Raw genomic sequence first — 14352 nt, forward strand, 5'->3', positions numbered from 1 at the left:
CCCCGGTTGGGGATCCCCCCGCGCGCCACGTTCGTCGTGGCCACCCCCCCCCCGCCCCCCGCGATCGGCGGCGCCCCCGGCCCCTGCCCCCGGGGGGGGGGTGGGGGGCCCCCCCCCCCGACCCTCCCGGTCTTCCCGGCTCTCCCGGCCTTCCCGGCTTCCCGGCCCCCGCAGCCCTCCGCAGCCCTCGCGCCGGAGCCCGCGGCCTGGGCCCGGCCCGCCGTACGCCCCCGCCGAGCCCCCCGCTCGCCGAGCTTCGCCCGGACTCGTCCCCGCCCACCCCCTCGCGAAAGGTCCTCGCCGATGGATGTCGTGCTGCGACATCTCTCCGCCTTCACCGACGGCATCGTCACCACGCTCGAACTCACCGCGCTCTCCTTCCTCGGCGCGCTGCTGATCGGCGTCGTGGTGGCCGCCATGCGGGTGTCCCCCGTCGCCGCCCTGCGCGGCGTGGGCACCGTGTACGTGGAGACCTTCCAGAACACCCCGCTCCTGGTCCTGCTCGTGCTGTTCGTCTTCGGCCTGCCCGAAGTCGGGGTGATCTTCCCGCTGTTCACCACGGCGGTGATCGTGATCGCGCTCTACGAGGCGGCATACATCGCCGAGGCGGTGCGCTCGGGGATCAACACGGTCTCGATCGGCCAGGCCGAGGCGGCCCGGGCCCTGGGGCTGACGTTCGGTCAGTCGTTGCGGCTCGTGATCCTGCCGCAGGCGCTGCGCGGCGTGGTGCAGCCGATCGGCAACATCTTCATCGCGCTGACCATGAACACCTCGCTCGCCGCCGCCGTCGGCGTGGTGGAACTGACCTCCGCCGCCAACCGGGTCAACCTCATGGAGGCGCAACCCATCCCCGTGTTCGTCGGCGCGGGCATCGGCTACATGCTCATCTGCGCCACGGCGGGGATCGTCACCGGCATGATCGAGCGGAAGGTGGCGATCGTTCGATGAGCGCGTCCCGAGTGTTGTTCGACGAACCCGGCCCGATCGCGCGGCGCCGGATGCGGATCGCCACGATCGTGGTCGGCGTCGCGGTGGCCGCGCTGCTCGCCGTGGCCGTGAAGCGGTTCGCCGATCACGGCCAGTTGGACGCGGACAAGTGGCGGCCGTACACCACCTGGCCGATGTGGCGGTATCTGCTGGAAGGGTTGTGGGCCACCGTCCGGGCCGCCGCCGTGGCCACCGCGCTGTCCGTGGTCGGCGGCATCGTGCTCGCCCTGGGCCGGTTGTCCCGGCAGCGGGCGCTGCGCTGGTCGGCCACCGTGTACATCGAGGTGATGCGCACGGTTCCGGTGCTGCTCCTGGTCTACCTGGTGCTGTTCGGGCTGCCGCACTACGGCGTGGACCTGCCGCTGTTCTGGAAGTTGGTCCTGCCGCTCTCGGTGTCCGCGTCGGCGGTGTTCGCGGAGATCTTCCGGGCGGGCATCCTGTCCCTGGATCGTGGGCAGCGCGAGGCGGGGCTCGCCGTCGGGCTGACCGACGCTCAGACGATGCGGCTGATCGTGCTGCCGCAGGCGGTGCGCCGGTTGTTGCCGTCGCTGGTCAGCCAGTCCGTCGGGCTGCTCAAGGACACCTCGCTCGGCTTCATCGTCAGCTACTCGGAACTGCTGTACAGCGGGCGAGTGTTGGCCACCTACAACCGGCTGCTGATCCAGACCTACATCATCATCGCGCTGGTCTACATCGTGCTCAACGCGTCGTTGTCCAAGCTGGCCCGCACCCTGGAGGCCCGGCAGGGTTTCCGCTCCGTCGGCCGACGCCGGCTGCGCACACTGGTCCGGGCCAAGGCGGCGGCCGACCAACCGCTGTGACGGCAACGAGCCGACCCTCGTGACAACTTCCCTGTTCGACGGCCGCACCGATCGGCCCATCCCGGAGGACCCCATGCGACCGGAGGACACCGTGCCCCACGAATCGACCACGCGCTACGCCGAACTCGCCGAGGTGGTGCGGTCCGGGTTCGTGGAGAGCCGGCACTTCGGCAGCCTGGTCGCACTCGCTCCGGACGGCCGGCCGGCGCTCGAACTGGGCGTGCCGAACGAGCCGGTGGTACCGCGCTCCTCGGCCAAGCCGTTCCAGGCGCTGGCCTGCCTGCGCGCGGGCGCGCCGCTGTCCGGGGCGCACGTGGCGATCGCGGCGGGCAGCCACACCGGGCAGGACTTCCACGTGGACGCGGTCGAGGACATCCTGACCCGCTCGGGGCTGACCTTCGACGCGCTGGGGTGTCCGCCCGACCGCCCGGAGAACGAGGACACGTACCGGGAGATGATCGCGCGCGGCGAGGAGAACACCCGCGAGCGGATGAACTGCTCGGGCAAGCACGCCGCGATGCTGGCGGCCTGCGTCGCGTCGGGGTGGCCGACCGAGGGCTACCTCGACCCGGGGCATCCGCTGCAGGTTCTGGTCCGCGAGGGCATCGAGGAACTGGCCGGCGAGTCGGTCGCGCACACCGCCGTGGACGGTTGCGGCGCACCGGTGTTCGCGATGACCCTGACCGGACTCGCCCGGGGTGTACGCGCGTTGGCCATCGCGACCACCGGGCCCGGGCGCGTGGTGGCCAAGGCGATGCGCGAACACCCGGCGTACGTGGGCGGGGACGGGCAGGCCAACACCGAGGTGATGCGGCTGCTCCCGGGCGTCCTGGTCAAGGGCGGCGCCGAGGGCGTGTTCGTGGCGGCCACCACTGCCGGACACGCGGTCGCGGTCAAGGTGATCGACGGCAGCCCCCGGGCCACCACCGCACTGGCCCTGGCCGCGCTGCACACACTCGGCGTGGACGTCTCGGCGGCCCACGAATGGACGACCGTACCGGTCCTCGGCGGCGGCCTGCCGGTCGGCGAGGTCCGCGTGACATCCCACCCGGCGTAGCGCACCGTACGCCACCCCACCCCACCCCCCTTCGCACCATCAGGAGTTCGCGTCATGACCGTCAACGCCGGCCCCACCCCCGCGCCCGCCTTCGAGATCTGCATCGACGACGTGCCGGGGGCGCTCGCCGCGGAACGTGTGGGTGCGCAGCGCGTCGAGCTGTGCGCGGACCTGTTCGAGGGCGGCATCACGCCGAGCCTGGGCCTGATCGAGACCACCCTGGCCGCCGTCGAGGCGATCCGGGTCCATGTGATCGTGCGTCCGCGCGGGGGCGACTTCGTCTACGACGAGTACGAGGCCGCCGCGATGCGTCGGGACGTCGAGGCGATCCGGGCCGCCGGCGCGCAGGGTGTGGTGATCGGCGCGCTGACCCCCGGGGGCGACCTCGACCGTCCGGTGATCGAGGCGTTGTTGGCCGCGGCCGGCGACCTGTCGGTCACCTTCCACCGCGCCTTCGACATGACCCGCGACCCGCACGCGGCCCTGGAGGAGCTGATCGAGCTGGGCGTCGACCGGGTGCTGACCTCGGGGCAGGACAGCAGCGTGCTGGAGGGCGCGCCGCTGATCGCCCGCCTGGTCACCCAGGCGGCCGGCCGGATCGTGGTGATGCCCGGCGGCGGCATCACCGCGCGCAACATCGACCGGGTACTGGCCGCCACCGGCGCGAGCGAGGTGCACTTCGCGGCGGGCGCGATCCTGGAGAGCCCCGCCACGCACCGCAACCCGCACCCGTACATGGGCGGCGCGCTGCGCCAACCGGAATACGCCCGCCGGGTGACCTCCGCCGACGGCATCCGCGACGTGCTGGAGGCCGCGCGCAAGGGCTGATCGGGCACCTCCGGAGCCGAAGTGGAATTCCTGGCCCGACACCGATGAGTTTGTGCCTCGGGAGGGGTCGGTACTGGTGAGAGCGTCCACTACGGAGTACCGGAGGTTTCCATGCCCGCCCAGGGATTCACCACCTGCCTGTGGTTCGACGGCCAGGCCGAGGAGGCCGCGAACTTCTACCTGTCCGTGTTCAAGGACGGCAAGCAGGGCCGCGTCGGCTACTACAACGAGGCCAACCCGGACCAGGCCGGCCAGGTGCTCGTGGTCGAGTTCGAGATCAACGGACAGAAGTTCGTCGCGCTCAACGGCGGGCCCCAGTTCAAGTTCAACGAGGCCGTCTCGTTCCAGATCCACTGCGCCGACCAGGACGAGGTCGACCACTACTGGGGCCTGCTCACCGCCGACGGCGGCGAGGAGGGCCCCTGTGGCTGGCTCAAGGACCGGTTCGGCCTGTCCTGGCAGGTCGTGCCGACCGAGGTGATGGACATGATCGGCGACCCGGACGGCGCGAAGGCGACCCGGGCCACCAGTGCCATGTACACCATGAAGCGCCTGGACATCGCCGCGATCCGCAAGGCGTACAACGGCGAGTAGTCGGGCGAGCGGCCCGATGGCCCACGGCGTGACCACACGGGTCGGGTCGACCCCCGAATGGGGGGACGACCCGACCCGTGCGCGTGCGGGCCGCCGGGGGCCCGCGATGTGCGCCCTCAACCGCCCAACCCCGCGTCGCGGGCGATGGCCACCGCCTCCGCGCGGCTGCGGGCGCGCAGCTTGGTCAGCACGTCGCTCACCCGATTGCGGACGGTCTTCTCCGACAGGATCAACCGCCGCGCGATCGACGCGTTGTCCAACCCCTGCGCGAGCAGGTCGAGGACCTCACGCTCGCGGTCGGTCAGCTGCGGGAACGGCACCGCGCCGCGTGCGTGCGCGGGTGCCGACGCGAAGAACGACAACACCCGCCGGGCAACACGCGGGCCGAAGACGGCCTCGCCGCGCGCCACGCCCAGGATCGCGCGGCGGATGTCGTCCCCGTCCGCCTCCTTGAGGAGATAACCGCGCGCACCGGCCCGCAGCGCCGCGAAGACCGTGTCCTCGTCCTCGTCCATGGTCAGCACGATCACCGCCGTGTCCGGATGGGTCGTGGTGATCCGCGCCGTCGCCTCCAACCCGCCGACGCCCGGCATCCGCAGGTCCATCAGCACCACGTCCGGCCGCAGCGCCGCCACCTCGGCCAACGCCTCGGCCCCGTCACCGGCCTGACCGACGACGTCGAGGTCGGCCAGGTCCTCCAACACCGCGACCATGCCGGCCCGAAAGACCGGGTGGTCGTCGACGACGAGCACGCTTACCGATGTGTCCACTACGACCTCTCCGACCCGTCGGGCAGGCTCGCCCGTACGACCACCCCGCCGCCCGGCGCGGGCAGGATCTCCATGCGGCCGCCGACCTCGTCCGCGCGTTCGCCCATGCTGCGCAGGCCCACCCCGGCGGCCGGGTGCGCGGGCAGGCCGCGGCCATTGTCGCGTATCTCCAACCGGAGCTTCGCGTCCACCACCGCGGCCGACAGGCGCAGTTCGCTCGCGGCGCTGTGCCGCACCGCGTTCGAGACGGCCTCGGCGGCTATCGCGTAGGCCGCGACCTCCACCGCCGCGGGCAACTCGTCCAGTCCCGGGCCGAGTTCGACCGCGCAGCGCGGCGTCTCGTAGCCGGCGACCACGTCGCGCAGGGCTCCCGCGAGGCCGAGTTGGTCGAGGATGGGCGGACGCAGCCCGTGCACCACCGAGCGCAGGTCGGTCACCGTCTGGCGCAGTCGATCGCGCACCCCTCGGGCCCGATCGGCCAGGTCCGGCTCTCCCGCCGCGGCGATTCGCCGGGCCAGCGCGTCGAGTTGGTGCGCGGCGCCGGCGAGCGCCGGGCCCACGCCGTCGTGCAGGTCCGCCCGCAGGCGGCGGCGCTCCTCCTCGCGCGCGACCACGATCCGGGCGCGGCTGCGGGCCACGTCGGTGACCAGTCCCGCCGCGTACGCCAACGTCGCCGCCCGGGCGGCGACCTCCTCGATCGCGGCGTATTCCTCGGGCGTCCAGCGCTCGCCGCCCGGCCGCAGGCCGACGCGCAGTTCACCCATGTCCCGGCCCAACGAACTCGCCGGAACGGCCCGCCAACCGGCCACCGGACAGCCGCTCTCCACCCGCAACGCGGCGCCGTGCTGCGGGAGATGGCTGTGGAACGCCGCGTACGGCAGTCGCAGCGCGCGGCGCAGCGCGTCCACCAGACGTTGCAGCGCCTCGTCGGGCTCCGACGCCGGCGCCACCTGCCGGCCCACCCGGGCAAGCACGGCGTAGGGATCGTGCCGGTGTCCGAACAACCAGCGGTCCACCGCCACCTGCACGGCGCTGCGCCCCGTCGCGGCGAGCAGCGCGACCACCGCCACCGCCAGGATCCCGCTCGTCGAGGTCGGCGCGACGCGACCCACGCCCAGCACCAGCGCCGTGTAGACGCCGACCAGCACCGCCGTAAGGACGACGTAGACGATGGTGCGGTTGAGCACCAGGACCACGTCGAACAGCCGGTGTCGCAACATCGCGACGGCGATCCCGACCGGCGGGCTGAGCAACCCGACGGCGAAGAACAGGTCCTGCCCGGGGTCGGGTACCACGAGCGCGAGCAGCATGTTCGCGCCGAGCATCAGGCCGCCGAGCAGCAACCACTGGAGTTGGATGCGCTGGACTCCGACCGCCCGGCGCGTGCGCACGACCAGGGACACCACCGCGGTCACCAGTCCCGGGCCGAGGGTCGCGAACGCGCCGACGAGCGTGAGGTATCCCAGCCACCACGCGCCGGGAACGGCCCACGGATTGTGCACGTCCTCGCTGATGTCGATCGACCCGTCCCGGAACATCGCCCCGAACAGCGCGATCGCCGCCACGACGCAGATCCCGTACGCCGGGAACCGCCACCGGGGACCGGTCAGGTATCCGTCGGGGAAGACCATCAGCAGCAGCGGCACCACCACGAAGTACTGGGCGAATCCCCACGCGCCGACCCACGCCGCGAAATCCGCGCCCGGCAGCGGGTCGGCGCTGATCCGCGCGGAGGAGACCGCGTACAACGACAGCAGCAGATACGGGCCCAGCGTCGCGGGTACCAGGAGCAGCCAGCCCACCGGATTGCGCGGTCGCCCGCGCACGATCAGCGCGCCGATCAGCGGCCATGCCGATCCGAGCACGACGTCGCCCCACGACATCGGGCGCAGCTCGGTGCGCTCCGCGACCCAGTGGTAGGCGGGTACGTACGCCGCGGTCGTCGCGATGCCGACGGTGGCCGACACGCCCGCGAACACGATCAGGCGGGACTCGGGGATGCGCAGCAGCAGCGCGCGGATCCAGGCGGGCACGCGCGCGGGCGGGCGCCGGTCCGGCGGACACGCGCCGAGCGGTGGCGGAACGGGCTGGGTGGTCACCGCGCCCATGCTGCCGTACCGCGTCGCGGCATACCCCGTCCCGCCGTGGGGATCCCGGACAGACGGTGTCGATGTCCCTGGAACCCGGGACTGCGGGCCCGCCAGTCTGGCGATGCCGCACGGGCAGGGAGTCCGATACGCGCCACCCGATGGGGGACGTGCAGCCGCCGGGGGGACGGCGACGCGGGGCGGCGACATGTGGAGGGGGAGACATGAGGTATTCGGATGTGAGCCCGGTCGGCGGGCGCGTCGAGGTCGGGGAGGCCCCGGCGCGCCATCGAACCCACTGGCCGCTGCTCGCGGTGGCGGCCGGTGTGCTGGGAGCGTTCGCGACGATCGTGATGGACGTGCACGTGGCGGAGGCCGACGGCGGCATGACGCTCGCCCGGGTCGACGACGTGAGCGTGGTCAAGGCCCGGATCGGCTTCGCCGTCGGGTATGTCGTGGTCGCCCTGCTGATCGTGCTCGCCGCGGCCTGGCGGCGGCACGTGGAGCCGCGCGTGCCCGGGAGCACGGCGGCACGGGTGGTGTCGGCGGGCCTGGGTGCCTCGGCGGCGGCGCTGACCCTCGGCTACGGGTGGCGCGGGGCGATGGGCATCTACGGCGAAGGCGGCCCGGAGGACGAGCAGTTCGATCAAACAGCTCGCTATGTGTACTACGTGCTCAACGACTTCGGGGCGTGGATCGGCTGGCTGGGCGTGCTGGTGGCCGCGTTCGCGATCGCCTGGATGGCGCTGCGGGAGCGTACCGTCTCGCGGTGGATCGGCTGGGTCTCGGTGCTTGCCGCGGGTGCGCCGACCGTCGCGATGGCGGTGATGTCGGTACCCGGGATGCCCGCGCTGACGATGCCGTTCTGGCTGGTGGTCGCGGGCCTGGGGCTGACCTTCGGCAAGAGCACCATCACCCGCTGAGCCGGCATCGAGGAGACGGACGACGGAACCGGAACACCCACCGAGATGGATTTCCACGTGCGCCGGACACCACCGGCACCGCTCAACCCGTACGGACCGCCGAACCACGGCGCGCCGTATCCGCCGATGCCGCTCCACCCGTCCGCCCCACCGCCCCGAGCGGGCGGGGGCGGCGGCCGGTGGATGATGGTCCTGACCCTGGTCGGCACGGTGGCGACGGTCGTCAGTGTGCTGATCGCGATGAACATCGGCCCCTTCGACTTCTCCGACAAGGGCACGGCGGTCAACCGGGCGTCGTACCTCAAGGACATCAACCGCACCTGCGCGGAGTCGTACGACAACATCGCCGACAAGCTCAACGACGTCGACGTGGCGGCCTCCACCGAGACCACGGACGTCGCCGCGCTGCAACAGCGCTTCCGGGCCCTGGACCTGTCGCTCGGGGCGCTGATGGACAAGCTCGACGGGCTGCCGAAGCCGGGTCGTGTCGACGCCGACGTCAAGGCGTGGTGGGACCTGTACAAACGCCAGGCCGCGTATGTCGCCACGATGACCGAGCAGTTCAACAACGGCGACGTGGAGGCGGCGTCCGCGACGATCGAGGAGAACACCGAACTCACCGGAGCCAACGGCCCGTTGAGCCTCGCCGCCAAGGCGATCGGGGTGAAGTGCCCCTAACGCCACCGCTTGCGGCGGGGTCGGGCGGCTGGTGCGCCCGGCCCCGCCCGGCCCGGTGTCACTCGTGGCCGGTGGTCTCGCCCGTGACGGTGGTCGCGTAGGCCGCCGGGTCGGCGGCCAGGTCGCGGATCAGGGTCAGGGCGTAGGACTCGATGGCGGTGACCAGGTCGACCTCGCCCGGGTCGAGGAGCCACTGCATCTGCAGGCCGTCCATGGTGGCGAGCAGTTCGGCGGCCTTGAGGCCCGGGTCGACCTCGGCGCGGATCTCGCCGGTCGCCTGGGCGTCGGTGATGATCCGCGCGATCAACTCGCGCAGCCGCCGGTAGCGCTGTACGAAGTAGTCGTGGGCGGGATCCTGCGGGTCCAGGTTCTCCATGGTCAACACCGCGAGCAGGCGCGCGAGGCCCGGTTCGCGCGCGTTGCGGTGTGCCGAGGCGGGCATCTCCCGGATCGCCCGCAGCCCGCCGATGGCCACCGACTCCTGGGCGAACTCGATGCTCTGCGCGCCGCGGTGCTCGATCACCGCCTGGAGCAGGCCCTCCTTGCTGCCGAAGTAGTAGAGCAGCGCCGGTTGGGTAATCCCGGCGCGGGCCGCCACCTCCGCGAGGCCCGTGCCCCGGAAGCCGCTGCGCGCGAACAACTCACTGGCGATGGTGACCAGTTCCTCGCGTCGACGGGCGCCGCGCTCGCTGCGGCCCGGGCCCCTGCGGGGTTGCCGGGTCGGGCGGAGGGACCGCTTCGGGTCGTCGTCTTCGCGTGTTGTCGGGGTCACGGAACGCATGTTAACAGTTTTATCTAGTGGTTAGTAAAAAACGTGGTTATGGTGTGTGCCGCCGAGCGGAAGGACACGCACCATGCGAGAGACGTTCGCGAATCGTCGATGGCGGGGTCAGTGGGTTTGGGCCGAGCACACCGCGGTGGGCGCGCCGTCCCGGGAGAATCCGATGAACGGCTCGCTCGATCCCGAGCGGTTCGACCGCCGCGTGTTGTTCCGGCGCACGTTCGAGCTGGCCGAGGTGCCCGACCACGCGCCGTTCCGGATCAGCTCGGATTCGCGACATGTGCTCTACGTCAACGGCGTCGAACTCGCCCGCGGCCCGATCCGGCACGGCGGCCGGCGGCTGTACCACGACTTCGGCGACGCGGCGGCGGTGCTGCGCCCCGGCCACAACGTGATCGCGGTGCTGGCCCGGTTCTACGGCCACCGCACGGCATGGTGGGTGCCCTCGCCGACCACGTACAGCCTCGGCGGCGGCGCGCTGGTCGCCGAGTTCGACCTCGGCGAGGAGCGTTGGATCGGTACCGACGCCGCCTGGCGCTGCCGGGTGGCCGACGCCTGGACGCCGTGTGCCCCGCAGTCCACGGTGTCCCCGCAGATCCCGGAGATCCTGGATGCGCGCCGGCTGGACCCGGCCTGGACCCATCCGGATTTCGACGACGAACTCTGGGACGCCGCGACGGTGTTGGCCGCGGCCCACGTCGGCAGCACCGGCGCCACCCGGCCACCGGCCGAACCGTACGGCGCGCTGCTGCCGAACCCGCTGCCGGCACTCGGCGGCGCCACCCGCACACCGGCCGCGTTCGACTCCGCGCCGCTGCCCGTCGTGCCGCGCCCCGAGGGCCCGTTGGCGTCCGCCGACGTACACGCCGCGCTGCTCGGCGCGCTCACCACGATCCGGCCCGAGGCCCGCCCGGACGCCGTCCCCGACCCGACCGGCGACGCCCCCTCGCCCACCCTCGCGCTGCCCGCCGGCCGCCGACTGGTGATCGCCGATCTGGGCCGCATGGTCAGCGGCACGGTGCGCCTCGACCTCGAAGCGGCCCCGGGAACCGTGGTGTTCGGCGCGCTCGCCGAATCGCCCACCCCGGCCGCGCTGGCCGGTGCCGCGTGCTTCGCCTACACCGCGCGCGGGGACCAGGCGGGCGAGCGGTTCCGGCTCGGCGACCCGGCCGGGGGCCGCTACCTGGTCCTCGTGGTGGACGCCACCGGGCCGGTGCGGCTCGCGCCCGCCGTGCTGGAGCGGCTGCGGCCGCGCCCGGCCGGGCCGTACTTCGCCTGCTCCGACCCGCTGTTGGACCGTATCCACCGGGTGGGCCTGCGCACCGTGGACCTGACCGCGCACGACGCCTACATCGACTGCCCCAGCCGGGAGCAGCGGGCCTGGACCGGCGACGCGGTGGTGCACCAGTCGGTCGACCTGGTCACCAACCCCGACTGGAGCCTGGCCCGGCACCAACCCGTGCTCACCGCGACTCCGCGCGGCGACGGCCTGTTGCCGATGGTGGCCGCCGGCGACGGCGGTGATCCGGAGCTGGTCAGCATCCCCGACTGGTCGCTGCACTGGGTGCGTTCGGTGTACAACCTCCACCGCTACACGGGCGATCGGGCGCTGATCGCCCGGCTGTTGCCCGCCGCCGAAACCGTGCTCGACTGGTTCACCGCCTTCCTCGGCGCCGACGGCCTGGTGCACGACGTGACCGGTTGGGTGCTGATCGACTGGTCCCCGGTGCAGGTCGAGGGCACCAGTGCGGCGCTGAACGCACTGTGGGCGCGTGCGCTGGGCGACTTCGCGGAGATGGCGCATTGGTTGGGTGACGCCAACCGGGCCGCCCGGGCGCGGGAGTTGCACGACGCGGTGCGGGTCGGCTTCGAGGTGTTCTGGGACGAGGAGCGGGGCGGCTACCGGGATCACGCGGTGGAGGACGTGGTGCGGCCCGCGATGAGCGAGCACACCACCGCGGCGGCGGTCTGCGCCGACCTGGTGCCGGCCGAACGCGCAGATCGGGTGCGGAGGTTCCTACTCGCACGGGACGTGATGTTCACCCTGGCACCGGTCGCCGCGCACGGCGGGGACGCGGACGGCGCACCCACCGGGCATGAGGTGGCCCGTTTCACCCCGCCCGCCGTGACGTGGGACGCGCGGCACCGAGTGGTCGGCGCACAGCCCTTCTTCCGCTACGTCGTGCACGACGCGCTGGCCCGGCTCGGCGCCGCCGACACCATCGCCGACCTGTGCCGCGACTGGCGGCGCCTGCTCGCCTCGGGCCCCACCGCGTGGCGGGAGACCTGGGAGGGCGGCAGCTACTGCCACGGCTGGTCGGCCACCCCCACTCGCGATCTGCTCGTGTACACCCTCGGGATCACCCCCGCCGAGCCCGGCTACACGAGGGTCCGGGTCGCCCCGCGCCTGGGCGACCTGGAATGGGCCAGGGGCGCGGTCCCCACCCCGTACGGCCTCGTCCACGTCGCGGTGGAGGGCACCCGCGTGCATGTCGAGTCCCCGGTCCCGGTGCGGCTCGTGGCCCCCGACGGCACCGTCGCCGACCGGCCCGCCGGCACCTTCGACGCGGACCTGGCCGCGCTACCGGTGTAAGCCCGCCGCACCGTCGCGGCGGGCGCGGCATTGACGATTCCATGGCGCCAACTTAACAATACGCGTAACGAAACATCGGCACGGTGTCCGCGTCCGGCCGCGCCCCCACCCGAGCGGCGGCCTCCTCCGGCATGCCCCTCGGCCCCCGCCGCCTACCCTTGGAGTCCTTCGTGCACCAACACCTCGGCGTGGCCGCTCTGTTGAGCGACACCGCGCTGCGCTTGCCCGACCGCACCGCCGTGGTCGAGGGCGACACCCGGATCACCTATCGCGACCTGTGGGCCGACGTGCTGCGCTACGCCGCCGCGCTGCGCGAGCGGGGTGTGCGGCCCGGTGACCGGGTCGCGGTGATGTTGCCCAACATCGCGGCGTTCCCCCGCGTCTACCACGCGGTGATCGCGGCAGGTGCCACCGTCGTGCCGGTGCACGGGCTGCTGGTCGCCGAGGAGGTCGAATTCGTGCTGCGGCACAGCGGATCGGTGCTCGCGATCAGCGGCGGCGCGTTGTGGCCGACCGCGCGGGCCGCCGCCGACGCGGCCGGGATACCGATGCTGGCCGCCGACCACGAACACCCCGGCGCGCCGCTGACCGCCGCGCACCCGACCGCGGCCGACGACATCGCGGCCATCCTGTACACCAGCGGCACCACCGGCCGACCCAAGGGCGCCCGGCTGACCCACCTCAACATCGTGCTCAACGCCACGGTCTGTGCGCAGGACCTGCACGAACTGGCGCCCGAGGACGTGGTGTTGGGCTGCCTTCCACTGTTCCACAGCTACGGCCAGACCTGCGCGATGAACGCCGCGCTGCGCGCCGGCTCGACGCTGGTCCTGATGCCGCGCTTCGACGCCGCCGCCGCGCTGGAACTGATGGCCGCGGAGGGGGTAAGCGTGTTCATGGGTGTACCGACGATGTTCCACGCGCTCACCGAGGCGGCACAGGCATCCGGCGCGAGCGCACCGACGCTGCGGTTGGCCGTGTCCGGCGGCGCCGCACTGCCCGTCGCCGGTCTGGAGCGCTTCGAGGCCACGTTCGGCACACGGGTGTTCGAGGGGTACGGGCTGACCGAGACGTCCCCGGCGGCCACGTTCAACCAGCGCCTGCTCGGGCGCCGGCCCGGCACGGTCGGCCACGCGATTCGCGGGGTGGAGATCGCGATCGCCGCCGCCGAGGTGGACGAGCGCATCGAACTGCTGCCCGCCGGGGCGGTCGGCGAGGTGGTGGTCCGGGGCCACAACGTGTTCGCCGGCTACCTCGACGACCCGGACGCGACCGCCGCCGCGATCGTGGACGGCTGGTTCCGCACCGGCGACCTCGGCGCGGTCGACGACGACGGCTTCCTGAGCATCGTGGACCGCAAGAAGGACCTGGTCATCCGCGGCGGGTACAACGTCTACCCGCGCGAGGTCGAGGAGGTCTTGGCCCGACACCCCGCGATCGCCCAGGTCGCGGTCTACGGCACCGCGCACGAGGCGCTCGGCGAGGAGATCCACGCGGCCGTCGTCCTGCGCCCCGCCGCGCCCGGCACCGAGCCGCCCACCCCCGAGGACCTGATCGCCTGGTCCCGCGAACACCTCGGCCGGCACAAGTACCCCCGCGTTTTCCACCCGATGCCCACCCTCCCACTGGGCCCCACCGGCAAGATCCTCAAGCGGGCGCTGCGCGAGGCCACGCCGCCGGAGCCGGGGGCCGCCATCCGATAGCGGGCGCGGCCCCGGGGCGCCGATCGGCCCCGCTTTCGGGTGGGCGATGTCCGGCCGTCGGGGGCGAGTTCGGGTGGGTGCGTGGCGCGGGAGGGCGGGCTCGGGTACCTTCGGTTCCCAAGTAGTCGTGGCCCGAAGTTCGTTCGCCCGTGATCGCGATCACGGGCGATTTTGCTGTGCACAGCCGCTTCGGGTCCGGTGAGCACCTCCGGGCCCGCATCTTGCGCGGCACGGTTCCATTTTTCTGAACGAGGAGTTCGGCGTGGCCAGTGGCACCGTGAAGTGGTTCAACAGTGAGAAGGGCTTCGGCTTCATCGAGCAGGACGGTGGCGGCCCCGACGTCTTCGCCCACTACTCCAACATCTCCGGCAGCGGCTACCGCGAGCTGCAGGAGGGCCAGAAGGTGACGTTCGACGTCACCCAGGGCCAGAAGGGCCCGCAGGCGGAGAACATCGTCGCCGGCTAGTACTCCCGTTCGTGGCGGGGCGGGGGGAAACAACCCCCCGCCCAACAGTGCGGGGGGGCCACCC

At 72.6% G+C, this 14352-nt stretch carries 13 protein-coding genes; 10 read left to right on the forward strand and 3 right to left on the reverse strand.

Going from position 1 to position 14352, the window contains the following annotated elements; all coding sequences use genetic code 11:
- Positions 1-303 precede the first annotated feature (303 nt).
- From ACWGR4_RS42685 to ACWGR4_RS42705, 5 genes are all read left to right on the forward strand, one after another.
- Entirely contained in the window at positions 304-948 is a 645-nt protein-coding gene (locus tag ACWGR4_RS42685) for an amino acid ABC transporter permease (protein ID WP_078980330.1), read from the forward strand.
- Positions 945-1808 (forward strand): amino acid ABC transporter permease, encoded by an 864-nt coding sequence (locus tag ACWGR4_RS42690; RefSeq protein WP_380003702.1) that lies wholly within the window; start codon positions 945-947, stop codon positions 1806-1808. The genes ACWGR4_RS42685 and ACWGR4_RS42690 overlap by 4 nt, the downstream gene beginning before the upstream one ends.
- 73 nt (positions 1809-1881) lie before the next feature.
- Positions 1882-2865: an asparaginase gene (locus tag ACWGR4_RS42695; RefSeq protein ID WP_452132602.1), complete on the forward strand. Its 984-nt coding sequence runs from the start codon at positions 1882-1884 to the stop codon at positions 2863-2865.
- A 54-nt stretch (positions 2866-2919) separates the two neighbouring features.
- Positions 2920-3693 carry a copper homeostasis protein CutC gene (locus ACWGR4_RS42700; protein WP_452132594.1) on the forward strand — a complete coding sequence of 258 codons (774 nt, stop codon included), beginning with the start codon at positions 2920-2922 and terminating at the stop codon, positions 3691-3693.
- A gap of 111 nt (positions 3694-3804) precedes the next feature.
- Positions 3805-4287, forward strand: coding sequence for a VOC family protein (locus ACWGR4_RS42705; RefSeq protein WP_380003700.1), 483 nt, complete (start codon positions 3805-3807; stop codon positions 4285-4287).
- Between the two features lie 116 nt (positions 4288-4403).
- On the opposite strand, the gene ACWGR4_RS42710 is transcribed toward ACWGR4_RS42705, so the two are convergent.
- Together ACWGR4_RS42710 and ACWGR4_RS42715 are read right to left on the reverse strand one after the other, a co-directional pair.
- A complete protein-coding gene (locus ACWGR4_RS42710) occupies positions 4404-5057 on the reverse strand; it encodes a response regulator (RefSeq protein WP_201261055.1) in 654 nt (217 codons plus the stop codon).
- A complete protein-coding gene (locus ACWGR4_RS42715) occupies positions 5057-7156 on the reverse strand; it encodes a histidine kinase (protein WP_452132595.1) in 2100 nt (699 codons plus the stop codon). The genes ACWGR4_RS42710 and ACWGR4_RS42715 overlap by 1 nt, the downstream gene beginning before the upstream one ends.
- A 212-nt stretch (positions 7157-7368) precedes the next feature.
- On the opposite strand from ACWGR4_RS42715, the gene ACWGR4_RS42720 reads away from it, so the two are divergent.
- Both ACWGR4_RS42720 and ACWGR4_RS42725 read left to right on the forward strand, forming a co-directional pair.
- Complete coding sequence (locus ACWGR4_RS42720) at positions 7369-8067, forward strand: hypothetical protein (protein ID WP_452132596.1); 699 nt, start codon at positions 7369-7371, stop codon at positions 8065-8067.
- Positions 8068-8124: 57 nt separating this feature from the next.
- Positions 8125-8745 carry a hypothetical protein gene (locus tag ACWGR4_RS42725; protein WP_452132597.1) on the forward strand — a complete coding sequence of 207 codons (621 nt, stop codon included), beginning with the start codon at positions 8125-8127 and terminating at the stop codon, positions 8743-8745.
- 58 nt (positions 8746-8803) lie between these two features.
- Here ACWGR4_RS42725 and ACWGR4_RS42730 read toward each other — a convergent pair whose 3' ends face one another.
- Positions 8804-9517 carry a TetR/AcrR family transcriptional regulator gene (locus tag ACWGR4_RS42730; RefSeq protein WP_380003696.1) on the reverse strand — a complete coding sequence of 238 codons (714 nt, stop codon included), beginning with the start codon at positions 9515-9517 and terminating at the stop codon, positions 8804-8806.
- A 172-nt stretch (positions 9518-9689) separates the two neighbouring features.
- On the opposite strand from ACWGR4_RS42730, the gene ACWGR4_RS42735 reads away from it, so the two are divergent.
- The 3 genes from ACWGR4_RS42735 (at position 9690) to ACWGR4_RS42745 (ending at position 14288) form a co-directional block, all read left to right on the forward strand.
- Positions 9690-12119, forward strand: a complete 2430-nt coding sequence (locus tag ACWGR4_RS42735; protein ID WP_452132598.1) for an alpha-L-rhamnosidase-related protein — start codon at positions 9690-9692, stop codon at positions 12117-12119.
- A 170-nt stretch (positions 12120-12289) separates the two neighbouring features.
- Positions 12290-13822 carry a long-chain-fatty-acid--CoA ligase gene (locus ACWGR4_RS42740; RefSeq protein ID WP_452134322.1) on the forward strand — a complete coding sequence of 511 codons (1533 nt, stop codon included), beginning with the start codon at positions 12290-12292 and terminating at the stop codon, positions 13820-13822.
- A 262-nt stretch (positions 13823-14084) separates the two neighbouring features.
- The gene (locus tag ACWGR4_RS42745) at positions 14085-14288 is read left to right on the forward strand and encodes a cold-shock protein (RefSeq protein ID WP_078980715.1); all 204 of its coding nucleotides are present in this window, start codon (positions 14085-14087) and stop codon (positions 14286-14288) included.
- Positions 14289-14352: the final 64 nt, after the last annotated feature.

The sequence above is a fragment of the Embleya sp. NPDC055664 genome (assembly GCF_053618075.1).